This window comes from Bacteroidales bacterium (genome assembly GCA_035647615.1).
Taxonomy (GTDB): Bacteria; Bacteroidota; Bacteroidia; order Bacteroidales; family 4484-276; genus SABY01.
The window spans coordinates 1-16,125 of record DASRND010000010.1 but is presented as its reverse complement, the minus strand read 5'-3'; the positions used below and the strand labels follow the sequence as shown (position 1 = coordinate 16,125).

Here is a 16,125-nt window from a genome sequence, read left to right as displayed (position 1 = left end):
TCTTTCTCACTTTGAAAAATTGCAGATTAAATTTTTTGAGTAGTTTTGTTACTCACTTTGCAGCGTTTTTTAGGTTGTAAAGTGATTTTTTTATATAACAGATTATCAACTCTTTACATGACAAAAATGTAACTGACCTGGCGAAGCTGTATCAGTATGGACAGACAGGTAAGCTACTAACAGCATGGATGTTCCAAGAATTGAATACAGGGTAGTAAAAGTTACCAAACCGGCTCAAAAACCTGTGGCTAAGTGGCTCGTGATATACACTGCGCCGCGCGCCGAAAAACGGGTACACGAGCGGCTTTGCGAAAGTGGTATTCATAGCTATCTTCCACTTTACACCACGCTGCGCCAATGGAAAGACCGCCGCAAAAAGGTGGAGCTGCCTTTGTTCAACTCCTATGTATTTGTGAAAGTAACAGAACGTGAGCGTTATAATGTGTTGCAGGTTCAGGGAGTAGTTCGGTTTTTATTTTTTTTGGGCAAGCCGGCTGTTGTTCGTCAGAAAGAGATTGATGCCATCGAAAAGTTTCTCAACAAAACCCAGGGCTATCGCATAAAAGTGGAGGCCGGACAGGATGTAGAGATTGCCGGCGGGCCGCTGGAAGGCGTTTACGGAAAGGTGCTTCGGGTGGGCAAAACCAAGCTGGTGCTACAGATCGAGCAGATGGGTGTGTCGGTGGTGGCCGAGTTAGACCGCGGTCAGGTGCGAACAAAGCAATAGGCAGGGCGCAGGGCGCAAGGCGCGGAGAGCAAAGAGCATGGCGCGGAGAGCAAAGAGCATGGCGCAAAGAGCTTGGCGCAAAGAGATTGGCGCGTAGAACAAAAGATTAAAACATGGTTGACTAGTTTAAAAACCCTATGACAAAATTTAGGTTTGAACAACTGGAAATTTGGGAATTCGCTATTGAAATTAGCAATCAGCTTTTTGATCTTGATGATCTTTTAAATGAAAAAGAAGAAGTACTAATTTGCAAAGTATTTAAACGAGTAGCCATGAGTTACTTGTATCCCACGCCGTTTATCATAGGCATTTCACGTTTAGCCATGCACTCTACCTTGCGCCCTGCGCCTTGCGCCCCGCGCCTTGCGCCCAACCAACAGTATCAATGCTAACCTTCGAAGGCATCATCGTTCTGGCAGTCATCATCTTCATCATCGTGTCGTTGTACACGGGATTGATAGGGCCTGCTTATACTTTCATCGCCGGTATTCTGGTGCTTGGTATGTTTGGCATCCTCACGCCCGCCGAAATATTAAGCGGGTTTGCCAATGAGCAGATTTTGATCGTTCTCATGTTGTTGATGATTGGTGAGATGATAAGAAATACCGGTGTGCTCGAAGGATTTTTTGATTACTTCTTTAAGCGCGCCAAAACCTACCGTAGTTTTTTGACGCGCATGGTGCTGAGTGTCTCTACCCTCTCGGCATTTTTAAACAATACTCCGCTGGTAGCTATTCTGATGCCTTATGTAAATACATGGAGCCAGCGCAACAAGGTGAGCCCATCCAAGTTGCTCATACCGCTTTCGTACGCTGCCATTTTGGGAGGAACAGCTACGCTTATTGGCACCAGCACCAACCTTATTGTGAATGGACTGATACAGGCACAAACGGTGATTCCCGGCTTTTCGACATTTGATATTTTTGATTTTGCCTGGGCGGGTTTACCGATGATCGTCCTAGGCTCGCTGTTTTTGATATTTTTCAGCAACAAGCTTTTGCCTTCGCGGCGCGATGTGATGGACGACTTTGTGGAAAACACGCGTCGTTATCTGGTGGAGACACGCATCCGCAGCGAATCGTCGCTTCCCGGGAAAAGTGTAAAACAAGCAGAGCTGCGAAGTCTTAATGGGCTGTTTCTGGCCGAGATAATCCGTGGTGACACGCGGCTGCGCCCTGTCAATCCCAACGAGATATTGCAAAAGGACGACGTGCTGGTTTTTGCCGGCGATACCAACACCATTGCGGAACTGGTAAAAACGCGCTCAGGCCTTGAGCTTTCAGAGCTTGGGATGTACCGCCGAAAAGATCATACAGAGGCCATCGAGGTGGTGATATCACACAACTCCAACCTTGCCGGCAACACGGTAAAAGAAGCCATGATTCGCAGTAAATACGATGCTGCCGTCGTGGCGCTGCATCGCAATGGCGAGCGTATTGCCGGAAAGCTTGGAAACGTGAAACTGCGCCCCGGCGACGTATTGCTACTCATAGCAGGCAACGACTTTAATAAGCTCAGCATGAACACACAGGATTTTTATCTCATTTCACGTGTAAAAGATTACCGCCGCACCAAGCCTTACGAATCGGTGCTGCTCATTGGCGGACTAATGCTTGCTGTTTTTCTCTCAGCTACCAAATTGGTATCGTTGTTTCTTTCGCTTGCCATCCTCATCACCATCGTGCTACTTATCAAACTCATCAACCCCAAGGATCTTCCAAAGACGGTCGATTTCAACCTGGCCATCATCATCGCTATGTCCCTGGCACTGGGCATTGCTATGCTCAAGTCGGGTGTGGCCAGCCATATTGGGTATTTCCTGGTCGATATCCTGATGCCTTTTGGGACATTAACCATACTTTTTGGCATTTATATCATTTCGGCAGTCCTTAGCGCCTATATTAACAATAAGGCAGCAGTTGCTATTCTTTTTCCAATCATGCTTACCATTTCTATAAAGATGAACGTCAACCCGATGCCGCTGGTACTCATAATGACCTACGCGGCAGCGGCCAGTTTTCTCACACCTATCGGTTATCAAACCAACCTGATGGTGTATGGTCCCGGAGGCTACACGTTCCACGACTTTTTCAGGATTGGCTTTCCGCTTACGCTATTGTATATGGTGGTTTCGGTCGGGATCGTGTATGCGGTGTTCTTTTGATGAAATTAAGACAAACAACGAACAACGAACAACGAACAACAAACAACACCTGTCCTGTGGTGGTTGAGCTTGTCGAAACCAGCGTAGTCGAAGGGAACAACAAACAACGAACATTTTGATCACCCGTGCCGAAAAGGAGCAGTTGTTGCACCAGCATTCGAGGGTTGTCTGGTTTACGGGTTTGCCGGGAGCCGGAAAAACCACGCTTGCCCTGGCTCTTGAGAAGCGGCTTTATGAGAAAGGTCACCTGACGCAGGTGCTCGACGGCGACATCATCCGCAAAGGCATCAACAGCAACCTGTGTTTTACCATACAGGACCGCACTGAAAACATCCGCCGCATTGCCGAGGTTTCTAAACTCCTGGTTCGTAGCGGAGTAATTACCATCAACAGCTTTATCAGTCCTACCCGGGCAATACGCCGGATGGCACGCCAGATCATCGGCAGGGCCGATTTTATAGAAATCTACGTAAGTACACCCATCGAAATTTGCGAAAAGCGCGATCCCAAAGGCTTTTACAAAGATGCCCGCGCAGGGCTTATCAAAAACTTTACCGGTGTGGATGCTCCTTTTGAGCCACCAGAGCAAGCTGCCCTCGCCATCGACACCAGTCAATTTACCATTGCGCAAAGCATCGACAAAATTATGACCATCATCTTACCTGAAATAACTTATCAACATGAACGGATATAAACTAACACACCTGCAGGAACTCGAAGCGGAAGCCATCCACATCATCCGCGAGGTGGCTGCCGAATTTCAAAACCCGGTAATGCTTTATTCTATTGGCAAGGACTCCTCCGTGATGGTGCGTCTGGCTGAGAAAGCTTTCTATCCCGGCAAGGTGCCTTTCCCATTGATGCACATCGATTCCAAATGGAAGTTTTCGGAGATGATCACCTTTCGCGAGAACTACACGCTCGAGAAAGGCTGGGATCTGATCGTGCATTACAACAAAGCCGCTTTCGAGAGTGGGGTAGGACCTTTTACTCATGGCAGCAAGGTACACACCGATATTATGAAGACAGAGGCGCTGCTGGAAGGACTTACCAAATATGGTTTCGATGCAGCATTTGGTGGCGCCCGTCGCGATGAGGAGAAGTCGCGCGCCAAAGAACGTATCTTTAGCTTCCGCGATCAGTATCACCAGTGGGAGCCCAAAAGCCAGCGACCGGAGCTTTGGAATATCTACAATACCCGCATTCACAAAGGCGAGTCGATACGTGTATTCCCGCTCTCCAACTGGACAGAACTCGACATCTGGCAATACATCCGGCTGGAGAAAATTCCCATCGTGCCCCTTTACTATGCTAAAAAGCGGCCTGTGGTGAAATACAACGATGCCTGGGTGCTCGTGGACGACGACCGCATGCCGCCCGAACTTGCTGCTAAGGCAGAGATGAAGATGGTACGCTTTCGCACCCTCGGATGCTACCCGCTCACCGGCGCCATCGAGTCGGAAGCCGACACCATCGAAAAGATCGTCGAAGAGATGATGACCACCACCGTAAGCGAACGCACCACCCGCGTCATCGACTTCGACCAGGACGGCAGCATGGAGCAAAAGAAGAGGGAAGGATATTTTTAGCAGGGCGCAAGGCGCGGAGAGCTTGGAACAAGACCCAGGGTGTGTAGAGCAATACAATTAGAGCAAGGAACGGCAGGTGCGTCATTGGTTTTACAAAAGATAAAAGAATGTATAAAATACAAATATCCCTATGATAAGATTTAGATTTGAACAACTGGAAATATGGAAATTTGCCAGCGAAATTTCAAATCAGCTTTTCGACCTTGCCGATCTTTTAACCGAAAAGAAGAAATACAAATTTGCTGAGCAGTTAAATGCGGCAGCCATGAGTATTACGAATAACATTGCCGAAGGTTCCGGCTCTTATTCTGATAAGGATTTTGCTAATTTTTTGAATATTGCAAGGCGATCAACATTTGAATGTGCCAATATTATCGCCATAACTTTAATGAGAGGATACATTCCCAAAGAAGTTAAGGAGGAGCATTTCGAAAAATTGAATCATCTAAGCAGCATGATTTCCAATTTCAGAAAAACCCTCCTCAAAACAATTGATAAATAATTTTTGATTGGATAGCATGGCACTTGGCGCATAGAGCATGATACAAAGAGTCGCAAGCTAACAGTTATTAGTTTTTTAATCATACTGATCTTTTATCGAAAATAAGAAATACTAATTTGCAAAGCATTTAAATGGCTCAGCTATGAGCTAATCTGTGCTACGTAACACGCGCCATGCGCCATGCGCCATGCAACTTCAAATACAAACTCTCAAAACATGAAGCAAACTCACTCTCTTGATATCAAAGCCTTTCTCGATCAGGATCAAAACAAGGATCTACTGCGTATTCTTACGGCAGGTTCGGTTGATGACGGTAAAAGCACTTTAATTGGTCGGTTGCTCTTCGACAGCAAGCGGCTTTATGAAGATCATCTACAGGCCCTGGAGCGCGACAGCAAACGCATCGGCCATGCCGGCGACGACATCGACTACGCTCTGTTGCTCGACGGTCTCAAAGCCGAACGCGAACAAGGCATTACCATCGACGTGGCGTATCGCTATTTCTCGACCAACAAGCGCAAGTTTATTATCGCCGACACACCCGGCCACGAGCAGTACACCCGCAACATGGTTACAGGTGCCTCTACCGCCAACCTGGCCATCATCCTGATAGATGCACGCAAAGGTGTGATCACGCAAACGCGGCGGCATACTTTTATCGTCTCGCTTCTTGGGATAAAACACGTGGTGCTGGCGGTTAATAAGATGGATCTGACAGACTACAGCGAGGAGGTGTTTGAGAACATCTGCAACGACTACCGCAACTTCATCACCGGCCTCGACATTCCCGATATAAACTTTATCCCGCTATCGGCACTTAAAGGCGACAACGTGGTGGACATCACCGACAAGATGCCATGGTATCATGGCAAAAGTCTGCTCGAATTTCTTGAAACGGTACATGTTGGCAGCGACCGCAACTTCAGCGACCTGAGGTTGCCGGTTCAATACGTAAACCGCCCTACGCTCACTTTCCGTGGATTTGCCGGACGTATTACCTCCGGTATCGTGCGCAAAGGCGACACAGTGATGGCCTTGCCCTCGCGGCAGACCAGCACGGTGGAACGTATCGTTACCTACGACGGTGAGCCGGAGATGGCTTTCCCACCACAGTCGGTTACACTGACCCTCGCCGATGAAATAGACATCTCACGCGGCGAGATGCTTGTGCATACCGACAATCTGCCACTCATTGGTCGTCACCAGGAAGCCATGCTGGTATGGATGGATGAGAAGCCGCTCGACACCGCCACACAATATTATATCAAACATACCACCACCACCACCCGCGTCCGCATTGACGCAGTGCGTTACAAAACCGATGTGAATACGCTGGAAAAATCGCCGGCTACACAGCTTACGCTGAATGAGATAGCACGCGTGGCCATCACCACCGCGAAGCCTTTGTTCTTCGACGCTTACAAAAAGAATCATGGCACAGGCTCATTTGTGCTCATCGATCCTGTTACCAATAATACCAGCGCCGTGGGCATGATTATCGATGCGCGCAAGCCCGACGAGAATTCGCTGCGCATCACCGACATGGAGATAGAGAAGATTGAGCATGGCGAATGTCTCATCACCTCGCAGGAGCGGGACCGGTTTTACAATCAGAAAGGTGCTACAGTATGGATTACTGGATTGCATGGCAGCGGCAAAAACCGGCTTGCCTATACCCTTGAGCGCCGCCTTTTCGACGAAGGAGCTATTGTGGTGCTGCTCGAAGGCAACACCATCCGCGCCGGACTATCCCGCGAACTCGACTATTCACCCTCCGACCGTGCCGAACATCTGCGGCGCGTGGCGCACGTGGCGCGTTTGCTCAACGATCAGGGAATCATCACACTCTGCTCGTTTATCTCGCCCGACGACAACATTCGCCGGCAGGTGGCGAAGATAATTGGTCAGGAAAGATTTCATCTGGTGTACATGGATGCCGACGTGGATTTTGGTCGTGAAAACCGACCCAAACTCTGGGAAAGAGCCGACAGGGGGGAGATAGAAAATATGCCCGGTCTTGATGCGAATTATAATGTCCCTGAAAATGCTCATTTGGTTATGGACCCACGAGATGATGAAAATGTAGAACGCATCATGACTTACCTTCGGCAGGAAAAAATCTTTCCTTTAAAATAAATGGGGTTTGTCACGAGGATTTATTCACATTGAATACCAATGCTTTGTAGGATAGCAGCGGTTATTAACAAAAAATAACTGTTCTTTTTTCTATGTGGTTAGAGATTGTTGAGTAGTTTTGCTACTCGGTTTTAAGGAACACATGATAGACGCACTGATTACATCACGTACACGCATTAAGCTGATCACCAGGTTTTTCCTGAATGCCAATGCAAAAGCGCACCTGAGGGGGCTGGCCACCGAATTTGGTGAGTCGAGCAATGCCATCCGGCTGGAGCTCAACCGTTTTGAGAAAGCTGGCTTGCTCACTTCCAGTAAGGATGGCATAAAGAAAGTGTTTCAGGCCAACACAGATCACCCGCTTTTTTCCGACCTCCACAGCATTCTGCTCAAGCATCTGGGTTTCGATCAGATCATCCAAAAGGTAATAGATGGTCTGGGTGATATTCGCAGGGTGTACGTTACGGGTGATTATGCAAACGGAATTGATGCGGAGGCCATAGAGTTGCTTTTTGTTGGCAATGTCGTCGATGAAAAATATCTGGCTGAGTTGGTGCGGAAAGCAGAACGGCTCATCCATCGTGTTATCAACTATTTGGTGCACACCGAAACCGAAGAACGAGAATTTCTGACCGACAAAGAGGACACCGAGTACCTCTTGTTGTGGCAGTATGATACATAGAAAAGGCTCACTTTAGGCGCCAGGAAGTGGTTTTATAAAAATCACATAACCAGTAGGTTACAACTCAAAAATGTAACTGACCTGGCGAAGCTGTGGGAAGATTGCTTCGTCGCTGCGCTCCTCGCAATAGCCATACTCTGCATAGAAATACCAAATTCAGCTCCTCAGTAGCAAGTCTCTGAGCGGAGCGCCAGCGACGCGGCAGACTGCTTCAAACTAACACCAACAGACTCTTGTAACAATGCCCAAAAATGTCTTTACAGCCAGATAACCTGACAACCTGTTAACCTGATATTTTGTTATGCCTGAAGTTTTTAGAAAATTCGGCTTTGTATTTTTCTTTTACTCTAATGAAGGGCAAGAGCCAGTGCATGTTCATGTACGTAAGGCTGGTGGCTTTGCAAAGTTTTGGATCGAACCTGTAGAATTGGAATTCGCTCAGGGCATGAAGGTTGGTGATATTACCACAGCTGAAGAGTTAATTTATGAGCATTTAGAAATCATTAAAATCAAATGGCATGAAGTACATGGTAGCTGAGTTGCATTTCAAAGCTGTAAAAGTATGGTTTGAGGAAGCTAAGATTTGCGTGATGATGAGCGATGGTAGAGAGATCCGGTTTCCTATAGCATTAAATAAGAAATTAAGCACTGCTTCAATAGAGAAGGTTAGGAATGTTGAAATAATTTGTGAAGGAACAGGACTGCATTGGCCAGACCTTGACGAAGATTTGTCGATAATCGGCCTGATGGAGGGTAGATTTGGAGTGAATCATTAGAGTTTTTCTTAAATAAATATTTAAGGCTGCATGCTCGATTGCTTCGTCGCTGCGCTCCTCGCAATGGCCATACTTCTTATGGAAATAATAAATGCAGCTCCTTAGGAACAAGTCTCTGCGAGGAGCGCAGCGACGCGGCAGACTGCTTCAAACTAACACACATAGCCCCTTGTAACAATGCCAAAAAAAGTACTTCACAACCCGATAACAAATAACTCTTTATTAAATGTTCAGCAACAAAACCCTTTTAATCACCGGCGGCACCGGCTCTTTTGGTAATGCCGTACTGGATAGATTTCTCGATTCGAATATCAAAGAGATCCGGATATTTTCGCGTGATGAGAAAAAGCAGGACGACATGCGACAACTATACCGCAACGAAAAGATTAAATATTACATCGGCGACACCCGTGATAAGCGTAGTATAGATAATGCCATGCGTGGCGTCGATTATGTTTTTCAGGCTGCTGCGTTAAAGCAGGTTCCTTCGTGTGAGTTTTTCCCCATGGAGGCTGTGCGAACCAATGTGATGGGCTGCGAAAATGTGCTCGACAGCGCGCTCGAAAACAAAGTTAAAAATGTGATAGTTCTGAGTACTGATAAAGCGGTCTATCCTATTAACGCCATGGGAATGTCGAAGGCGTTGAGCGAGAAAGTGATGGTTGCCAAAAGTCGCAACCTGAATAGCAGCGGAACAACTTTTTGTGGCACCCGCTATGGTAACGTAATGGCTTCCCGCGGATCGGTGATCCCTTTGTTTGTAGAGCAGATAAAGCAGGGAAAACCCATCACCATCACCGATCCCAATATGACCAGGTTCATGATGACTTTGCAGGATGCAGTTACGTTGGTGGTGTATGCTTTTGAACATGGCAAAAACGGAGACATATTTGTGCAGAAGGCGCCGGCAGCAACCATCGAAGTGTTGGCCAAGGCGCTGATTTCATTATACAACTCAAAAACTGAAATCAAAGTGATCGGCACCCGCCACGGAGAAAAGTTATTTGAAACCCTCGTGAACCGGGAAGAAATGGCAAAAGCCAATGATATGGGAAATTATTTCCGCATCCCTGCCGACAACCGCGACCTCAACTATGGCAAGTTTTTTACTGAAGGCGAATCCAAAGTGTCGGAAGTAGAAGATTATACTTCGCACAACACGCAACGGCTCGATGTGGTAGGAATGAAGGAGCTATTGCTGAAACTTCCCTTAATCCGCAAAGACATCCTCAACGAAGACAGTACACACATCTACGAACCATAACTGATAGAACACGGATAACACAGATTGAGCAAATATTCGCAGATAAAATCTATTTTAATTCTATAATTCAGTATCATCTGCGATCCCTGGCAAATAGAACATAGAAAACACCGATTGAGCAGATAAACAAAGATAAAAATCTGTGTGAATCATTTAAATCTGTGTCATTAGTGTTCCATTAACATGATTATCAAAGGCAATCGACATACTGATGCACGCGGCACCATCCGCTTTGTCAACGACTTCAACTTTGAAGGCATCAAGCGCTTTTATACAATCACGCATCCCGATACCTCTGTAATTCGAGCCTGGCAGGGGCATCAAAAGGAGACAAAGTACTTCTATGTTGTCAAAGGTAGCTTCGTAATCAATTGGATTAAAATTGATGATTGGGAGCAGCCTTCAAAAGAACTTAAAGTAAATAGCCAAATCTTATCAGACCAAAAGAGTGAAATCCTGATGATTGAGCCTGGACACACCAACGGATTCAAAGCCTTAGAACCTGATTCAACAATGATTGTTTTTTCAGATATGAGTTTGGAAGATTCTAAAAATGATGATTATCGTTTCCTTGATGACCACTGGAAAATGGAACACTGAGGACACAGATTAAGCAGATAATCGCAGATATGTTTTATTTAATTAATGTTGATTAAATGGATCAATATTACCTGCATAAAGATCTTACTTCACATATTATCGGCTGCTTTTATAAAGTCTATAACGAGCTTGGCTATGGTTTTTTGGAAAAAGTATATGAAAACGCTTTGAAAATTGAATTGGAAAAAGAAGGATTGACTGTAGAGAGGCAAAAGCCTATTTCCGTTCTTTATCAGAACGTCGTCGTTGGAGAGTACTTTGCCGATCTGGTAGTTGAAAATAAAGTAATTGTAGAGCTAAAAGCTGCCGAGTCTCTTTGCGAGGAACATGAGTTCCAGCTTATCAATTATCTTAAAGCTACTGAAATAGAAGTGGGTTTGCTTCTTAATTTTGGTAAAAAGCCTCAGATAAGTAGAAAAATATTTTCAAATCATTAAGTAGAAATTGACAAATAATCATTGATTATCTGTGTGTGTCTTTATTCTATTAATATCCAAATCGTAATAAATCAGTGATTGCCTGCGCTATCAGCGTCCTCAGCGTTCTATTATTAAAATAATAATTGAACAGCCTTTGAGAAAAAATCTGTGTGTGTCTGCGTTTTCTGTGTCATCTGCGTTCTATTCATTAATGTTTTATTAATATGATCAAAGTTGGAATAACCGGCCAGGCCGGCTTCGTTGGCACGCATCTGTACAACACCCTCGGACTTTCTCCCGAAAAATTCGAGCGCATCCCTTTTGAAGATGATTTTTTTAAGGATGTTACAAGGTTGGAGAAATTTGTAAGTCAATGCGACGCCATCGTCCATCTGGCAGCCATGAACCGCCACAACGATCCTCAGGTGATTTATGAAACGAACATTGGTTTGGTAAAACAACTCATCGCTGCCTGTGAATCAACCCAGTCGACGCCTCACATACTTTTCTCCTCATCAACACAGGAAGAGCGCGATAATCTTTATGGGAAGTCAAAAAAGGAAGGCCGACAATTATTTGAGCAATGGGCCGACAAAAACAACGCGCAGTTCACCGGATTTGTAATCCCCAATGTCTTTGGCCCCTTTGGAAATCCTTATTACAATTCAGTGGTTGCTACATTTTGCCATCAGCTTACGCATAATGAAACACCAAAAATTGATGTGGATGGAGAAATCAAGCTAATATATGTTTCAGAGCTGGTCGTTCACTTTATTAATAATATAAAGTTACACAGTGTCGCGCAGAGTAAAACACAGCGTAACACTGTGCAAAACTCTGCGAAACTCTGTGAAACCATAAAAATTCCTCACACAGCCACCATAAAAGTATCAGCATTGCTTGCTACGCTCACAACATTTAAAGACGATTATTTCACAAAAGGGATGATTCCAAATTTGGATACTCCCTTTGATAGAAATCTTTGGAATACCTTCCTCTGCTACATCGATCACGAATCATTTTTTCCTTACCATCTAAAACTAAATACAGATGATCGTGGTAGTTTTGTTGAAACCGTGAAGTTGAACAGTGGTGGGCAGATAAGTTTTTCCACAACACTGCCAGGAATCACCCGAGGTAATCATTTTCATACCCGCAAGGCTGAGCGATTTGCTGTGATTAAGGGAAATGCAAAAATTGAGTTGAGAAGAATAGGAACAGATGAGGTTTTATCTTTTGAACTGGATGGAGATAAGCCATCCTTTGTGGATATGCCCATCTGGTACACGCATAATATTACAAACATAGGCAACGAAGAACTCTACACCATTTTTTGGATTAATGAACATTATGATGCTGACGATTCGGATACTTATTTTGAAAAAGTGTGAATAGAACACGGATAACACGGATCAAACAGATGACCACAGATTAAATCCGTGAAAATCAGCCAAATCAGCGTCATCAGTGTTCCATTAACTATCATCTTCATTTTTTATCATTAACTTTGTACACTGATTTTTTTAAAATGAGCAACTATTTATACACAGCAGACATTAATAACCCAAAAGCTAAGGTGAAGGTAAATTTATTCCTGATCCACTTTCAGGACGAAAACAAGGTGCATTTTGTTTTTTCGCCACATCTCGATCTTACAGGTTATGGCTACACACTCAAAGATGCAAAAAAATCATTTACTATCGTACTCGATGATTTCATAGACTATACACTCAACAAAAAAACCATATCCAAAGTACTTGCAGATCTAGGTTGGAAATCAAAAGGAACAGCTAAAAAACCAGCCAGACTAATAGCACCAAGCATTACCTCGGTTATTGGGAAAAACAAATATGTTTCAGAGATTTTTGATAAACACGCTGTTCAAACCTTTCATCAGGAAGTTGAACTACCTGTAATGGTATAAGAAGGATGTATGACCTCAAGGAAACTCTCTAATATTTCTTTAAATGATTTCAGGAGTTTCCTATCTTTACAAGGCCTCAAAGTTATTAAAACAACTAAAGGCAGAGGAGGTCATGAAAAATGGTCGCGCTCCGATCTCAACAGACCAATCACTATTCAAACCCATGTTAATCCAGTGCCTGAATTTATCATCAAGCAAGTCCTCAGACATTTAAGTATGACCCGTGAGCAGTTTCTTAATGAACTAAGAAAATAAGACATCAATTAGCCCTCATTTATTGTTATGCCCATCTGGTACACCCACAACATCACCAATACCGGCGATGAAGAGCTTTACACCATCTTCTGGATAAACGAACATTATGATGCTGACGATTCGGATACTTATTTTGAAAAAGTGTGAATAGAACACGGATAACACGGATCAAACAGATGACCACAGATTAAATCCGTGAAAATCAGCTAAATCAGCGTCATCAGTGTTCCATTAACTATCATCAGCGTTCCATTAATCAAATGACATGAAAAAACTAAAAGTCCTTACAGTAGTAGGTACAAGACCCGAAATAATTCGCCTCTCCCGCGTTTTACAAAAGCTGGATGGATCCGCCGCCATTGATCACGTTTTAGTCCACACGGGACAAAACTACGACTATGAACTAAACGAAGTCTTTTTTGAAGACCTGGGATTGCGCAAGCCGGATTATTTTTTGAATGCTGCCGGGAGCAATGCAACAACTACTGCCGGACAGATACTCATCAATATTGACCCTGTTTTAGAATCTGTAAAGCCCGATGCGTTTTTAGTGTTGGGCGACACCAACTCCTGTTTGTGTGCCATTGCTGCTAAAAAAAGAAAGATTCCTATCTTCCACATGGAAGCCGGAAACCGTTGTTTCGATCAACGTGTGCCTGAGGAAACGAACAGGAAAATTGTCGATCATGTTTCAGATGTCAACCTAACCTACAGCTCAATAGCCAGGGAATACCTGCTGCGCGAAGGACTCCCCGCCGACCGTATCATCAAAACCGGCAGCCCCATGTTTGAAGTGCTGAATGCCTACATGGATAAAATTGATGCTTCAGATATATTACAGCGTTTACAGCTTAAAAAAGAAAAATACTTTGTGGTCTCAGCCCATCGGGAGGAAAACATCACCAGCGAGAAAAACTTTAGGGGACTCATCGAAGCACTCAACCTCATTGCTGAAAAATACAACTACCCCATCATCGTATCCACACACCCCCGTACCCGTAAAAAACTTGACCAGATAAATCCACGAGAATCTGTCCAATCTGCGTCATCCGCGTTCCATATTAACCCGCTCATCCAATGGATGAAACCCCTCGGTTTCCACGACTACAACCATTTGCAGAAAAATGCATTTGCTGTTTTATCCGACTCGGGCACCATCTCTGAAGAATCCTCCACCATGAACTTCCGTGCCCTCAACATCCGCGAAGCTCACGAACGCCCCGAAGCCATGGAAGAAGCATCGGTGATGATGGTTGGCCTGAACCCGGAGCGCATTCTGCAAGGACTTGTGCAGTTGCAGTACCAAAAAATCGGTAACGAACGCAGCTTCCGCCAGGTAGCTGACTACAGCATGCCAAATGTTGCGGATAAAGTGGTGAGGATTATCTTAAGCTACACCGACTACATCAAACGAACTGTGTGGAGTGAGTAAGAACGGATAAGATAAAAGTAAAAAGACAAAAGAAAAAATGATCTCAAATCGGTAGTGTTTAGTCCATTCTTAGCTTCTATAGACTAATCATATCATTGGCCAACATTTATCTTTACACTTTTATCTTTTGTCTTAAAAAACTCAGCTACACCGACTACATCAAACGAACCGTCTGGAGTGAATAGGTTCCACAGCGTCGCACAGAGTTAAAGCACAATGTCTCACGGTGTAAAACTTACAATTTCTTTTTAAAACTCTATGATACTCCATTTCAAACTTCGTGAAACGCTGTGCAACTTAATATTCACTGTTCTGCTCCTTAGTAGCAGGCCTCTGCGAGGAGCGCCAGCGATGACGTATACTGCCGCAAACTAACACCCATAGCTCCCTTCAACAATGCCAAAAAGCACTTCACAGCCCAACACCCCAACAACTTCATCCCTAAGCCACTATACTCATGAACGCACAAATAATCAATCTGCCAAAAATCGGAGGCCCTCGCGGAAACCTTTCTTTTATTCAAGACTTTGATCAAATCCCTTTTAAGATCGAGCGGATGTATTGGATTTACGATGTGCCAGGTGGAAAGAAAAGAGAAGGTCTTGCTCATAAAAATCATCAGGAGTTTATTGTTGCCCTTTCGGGAAGTGTGGATGTAGTGGTTGATGATGGTTCTGTATCTCAAAAGTTTCATTTAAACCGTTCTTATTACGGCTTGCATCTTGGTAGCTGCACATGGAGATACATGGAAAATTTCTCTACAAATTCGCTTGTTCTGATTCTTAGTTCTGCAAAATCATGTGCAGACGACTATATACTTGACCATCAGGAATATCTAAAACACAGAGAACATGCCGGTTGCTAATGTTTATAATTGCAGTGTTATCCCTTTACCTAAAATTGATAAGGAAGATGGAAACATCACCATTATCGAAAATGAGATACACCTTCCCTTCAACATTCAAAGGGTCTATTATCTCTATGATCTTCCGGGAGGTTCCGGTAGGGGCGGGCATGCGCATAAAACCTTGCATCAGTTAATTGTGGCTGTAAGTGGTTCTTTTAGTGTTTTGTTGGATGATGGTGTGAACAAAAAGGTAGTTACACTCAACCGGCCGGACTATGGGATGCTGCTGATGCCAGGTATTTGGCGCGAACTGTTTGAATTTTCATCCGGAGCTATTTGCCTGGTTGCTGCATCAGATAAATTTGATGAGAGTGACTACATTAGGAATTACGAAGATTTTCTTCAATACAAATCAAAACTTTAGAATTAATAACTACTTATTACAATCCTTAGAGTTATCCATTACTATTTCTAGTTAAATGTTGATAGAAGTAAGTGAATCAAAATATCATAATTTGTTCCCTGTTGATCCGCACCCGTTCATTTCGAAAGATTTTATTGCACTTAATAGCTATAAAGTTAGTAGCGTGCGAAGATTAGTAGATGGTGATGAAAAGGCCCGGCTTGGGTTAATTACAGGACAAAAGGGTGATGTTTTGTTCTCACCGTTTTCGGCACCTTTTGGAGGGTTTCATTTCCGAAAAGACAACCAATACATAGGAGAAATAGAAAACTTTATAGAAGGATTAAAAGATTTTATAAAATCTGAGAATTTAAAAGAAATTCAAATTATTTTACCTCCTGATAT

At 44.1% G+C, this 16,125-nt stretch carries 19 protein-coding genes; all 19 read left to right on the top strand.

Features of this window, described 5'->3' with window-relative positions; genetic code table 11:
• Nucleotides 1-184 precede the first annotated feature (184 nt).
• The gene (locus tag VFC92_04525) at nucleotides 185-727 is read left to right on the top strand and encodes a UpxY family transcription antiterminator (protein ID HZK07445.1); all 543 of its coding nucleotides are present in this window, start codon (nucleotides 185-187) and stop codon (nucleotides 725-727) included.
• 137 nt (nucleotides 728-864) lie between these two features.
• The gene (locus VFC92_04520; GenBank protein HZK07444.1) at nucleotides 865-1,119 is read left to right on the top strand and encodes a hypothetical protein; all 255 of its coding nucleotides are present in this window, start codon (nucleotides 865-867) and stop codon (nucleotides 1,117-1,119) included.
• On the top strand, nucleotides 1,113-2,891 hold the full coding sequence (locus VFC92_04515) for an SLC13 family permease (GenBank protein ID HZK07443.1): 1,779 nt from the start codon (nucleotides 1,113-1,115) through the stop codon (nucleotides 2,889-2,891). The genes VFC92_04520 and VFC92_04515 overlap by 7 nt, the downstream gene beginning before the upstream one ends.
• Before the next feature lie 115 nt (nucleotides 2,892-3,006).
• Entirely contained in the window at nucleotides 3,007-3,585 is a 579-nt protein-coding gene (gene cysC, locus VFC92_04510) for an adenylyl-sulfate kinase (protein ID HZK07442.1), read from the top strand.
• Nucleotides 3,572-4,480 carry a sulfate adenylyltransferase subunit CysD gene (cysD, locus tag VFC92_04505; protein HZK07441.1) on the top strand — a complete coding sequence of 303 codons (909 nt, stop codon included), beginning with the start codon at nucleotides 3,572-3,574 and terminating at the stop codon, nucleotides 4,478-4,480. The genes cysC and cysD overlap by 14 nt, the downstream gene beginning before the upstream one ends.
• A gap of 130 nt (nucleotides 4,481-4,610) precedes the next feature.
• Nucleotides 4,611-4,982, top strand: a complete 372-nt coding sequence (locus VFC92_04500) for a four helix bundle protein (protein HZK07440.1) — start codon at nucleotides 4,611-4,613, stop codon at nucleotides 4,980-4,982.
• 216 nt (nucleotides 4,983-5,198) lie between these two features.
• The gene (cysN, locus tag VFC92_04495; GenBank protein HZK07439.1) at nucleotides 5,199-7,118 is read left to right on the top strand and encodes a sulfate adenylyltransferase subunit CysN; all 1,920 of its coding nucleotides are present in this window, start codon (nucleotides 5,199-5,201) and stop codon (nucleotides 7,116-7,118) included.
• A 142-nt stretch (nucleotides 7,119-7,260) separates the two neighbouring features.
• Nucleotides 7,261-7,800, top strand: a complete 540-nt coding sequence (locus VFC92_04490; GenBank protein ID HZK07438.1) for an ArsR family transcriptional regulator — start codon at nucleotides 7,261-7,263, stop codon at nucleotides 7,798-7,800.
• 301 nt (nucleotides 7,801-8,101) lie between these two features.
• The gene (locus VFC92_04485) at nucleotides 8,102-8,338 is read left to right on the top strand and encodes a DUF4160 domain-containing protein (GenBank protein HZK07437.1); all 237 of its coding nucleotides are present in this window, start codon (nucleotides 8,102-8,104) and stop codon (nucleotides 8,336-8,338) included.
• Nucleotides 8,319-8,576, top strand: a complete 258-nt coding sequence (locus tag VFC92_04480; GenBank protein HZK07436.1) for a DUF2442 domain-containing protein — start codon at nucleotides 8,319-8,321, stop codon at nucleotides 8,574-8,576. The genes VFC92_04485 and VFC92_04480 overlap by 20 nt, the downstream gene beginning before the upstream one ends.
• Before the next feature lie 226 nt (nucleotides 8,577-8,802).
• A complete protein-coding gene (locus VFC92_04475) occupies nucleotides 8,803-9,840 on the top strand; it encodes a polysaccharide biosynthesis protein (GenBank protein ID HZK07435.1) in 1,038 nt (345 codons plus the stop codon).
• Between the two features lie 183 nt (nucleotides 9,841-10,023).
• Complete coding sequence (locus VFC92_04470; protein HZK07434.1) at nucleotides 10,024-10,440, top strand: hypothetical protein; 417 nt, start codon at nucleotides 10,024-10,026, stop codon at nucleotides 10,438-10,440.
• A 56-nt stretch (nucleotides 10,441-10,496) separates the two neighbouring features.
• Entirely contained in the window at nucleotides 10,497-10,877 is a 381-nt protein-coding gene (locus VFC92_04465; protein HZK07433.1) for a GxxExxY protein, read from the top strand.
• Nucleotides 10,878-11,083: 206 nt separating this feature from the next.
• Nucleotides 11,084-12,250: an NAD-dependent epimerase/dehydratase family protein gene (locus VFC92_04460; GenBank protein HZK07432.1), complete on the top strand. Its 1,167-nt coding sequence runs from the start codon at nucleotides 11,084-11,086 to the stop codon at nucleotides 12,248-12,250.
• A gap of 137 nt (nucleotides 12,251-12,387) precedes the next feature.
• Complete coding sequence (locus VFC92_04455; protein ID HZK07431.1) at nucleotides 12,388-12,783, top strand: hypothetical protein; 396 nt, start codon at nucleotides 12,388-12,390, stop codon at nucleotides 12,781-12,783.
• Between the two features lie 520 nt (nucleotides 12,784-13,303).
• Nucleotides 13,304-14,470 carry a UDP-N-acetylglucosamine 2-epimerase (non-hydrolyzing) gene (gene wecB, locus VFC92_04450; protein ID HZK07430.1) on the top strand — a complete coding sequence of 389 codons (1,167 nt, stop codon included), beginning with the start codon at nucleotides 13,304-13,306 and terminating at the stop codon, nucleotides 14,468-14,470.
• A gap of 457 nt (nucleotides 14,471-14,927) precedes the next feature.
• Nucleotides 14,928-15,335, top strand: a complete 408-nt coding sequence (locus VFC92_04445) for an FdtA/QdtA family cupin domain-containing protein (GenBank protein HZK07429.1) — start codon at nucleotides 14,928-14,930, stop codon at nucleotides 15,333-15,335.
• Nucleotides 15,322-15,741, top strand: a complete 420-nt coding sequence (locus VFC92_04440; GenBank protein HZK07428.1) for an FdtA/QdtA family cupin domain-containing protein — start codon at nucleotides 15,322-15,324, stop codon at nucleotides 15,739-15,741. Before VFC92_04445 ends, VFC92_04440 begins: the two co-directional genes overlap by 14 nt.
• A 55-nt stretch (nucleotides 15,742-15,796) precedes the next feature.
• A partial coding sequence (locus VFC92_04435; protein HZK07427.1) for a hypothetical protein occupies nucleotides 15,797-16,125 on the top strand: 329 nt, incomplete at its 3' end.

Bases quoted from the DNA above. Each gene is read 5' to 3' on its own strand.
- VFC92_04470 (HZK07434.1), top strand. From the start codon at position 10,024: ATGATTATCAAAGGCAATCGACATACTGATGCACGCGGCACCATCCGC.
- VFC92_04500 (HZK07440.1), top strand. From the start codon at position 4,611: ATGATAAGATTTAGATTTGAACAACTGGAAATATGGAAATTTGCCAGC.
- VFC92_04515 (HZK07443.1), top strand. From the start codon at position 1,113: ATGCTAACCTTCGAAGGCATCATCGTTCTGGCAGTCATCATCTTCATC.
- VFC92_04465 (HZK07433.1), top strand. From the start codon at position 10,497: ATGGATCAATATTACCTGCATAAAGATCTTACTTCACATATTATCGGC.
- VFC92_04445 (HZK07429.1), top strand. From the start codon at position 14,928: ATGAACGCACAAATAATCAATCTGCCAAAAATCGGAGGCCCTCGCGGA.
- VFC92_04455 (HZK07431.1), top strand. From the start codon at position 12,388: ATGAGCAACTATTTATACACAGCAGACATTAATAACCCAAAAGCTAAG.
- VFC92_04480 (HZK07436.1), top strand. From the start codon at position 8,319: ATGAAGTACATGGTAGCTGAGTTGCATTTCAAAGCTGTAAAAGTATGG.
- VFC92_04440 (HZK07428.1), top strand. From the start codon at position 15,322: ATGCCGGTTGCTAATGTTTATAATTGCAGTGTTATCCCTTTACCTAAA.
- VFC92_04475 (HZK07435.1), top strand. From the start codon at position 8,803: ATGTTCAGCAACAAAACCCTTTTAATCACCGGCGGCACCGGCTCTTTT.
- wecB (HZK07430.1), top strand. From the start codon at position 13,304: ATGAAAAAACTAAAAGTCCTTACAGTAGTAGGTACAAGACCCGAAATA.
- cysD (HZK07441.1), top strand. From the start codon at position 3,572: ATGAACGGATATAAACTAACACACCTGCAGGAACTCGAAGCGGAAGCC.
- VFC92_04525 (HZK07445.1), top strand. From the start codon at position 185: ATGGATGTTCCAAGAATTGAATACAGGGTAGTAAAAGTTACCAAACCG.
- cysN (HZK07439.1), top strand. From the start codon at position 5,199: ATGAAGCAAACTCACTCTCTTGATATCAAAGCCTTTCTCGATCAGGAT.
- VFC92_04485 (HZK07437.1), top strand. From the start codon at position 8,102: ATGCCTGAAGTTTTTAGAAAATTCGGCTTTGTATTTTTCTTTTACTCT.
- VFC92_04460 (HZK07432.1), top strand. From the start codon at position 11,084: ATGATCAAAGTTGGAATAACCGGCCAGGCCGGCTTCGTTGGCACGCAT.
- VFC92_04520 (HZK07444.1), top strand. From the start codon at position 865: ATGACAAAATTTAGGTTTGAACAACTGGAAATTTGGGAATTCGCTATT.
- VFC92_04490 (HZK07438.1), top strand. From the start codon at position 7,261: ATGATAGACGCACTGATTACATCACGTACACGCATTAAGCTGATCACC.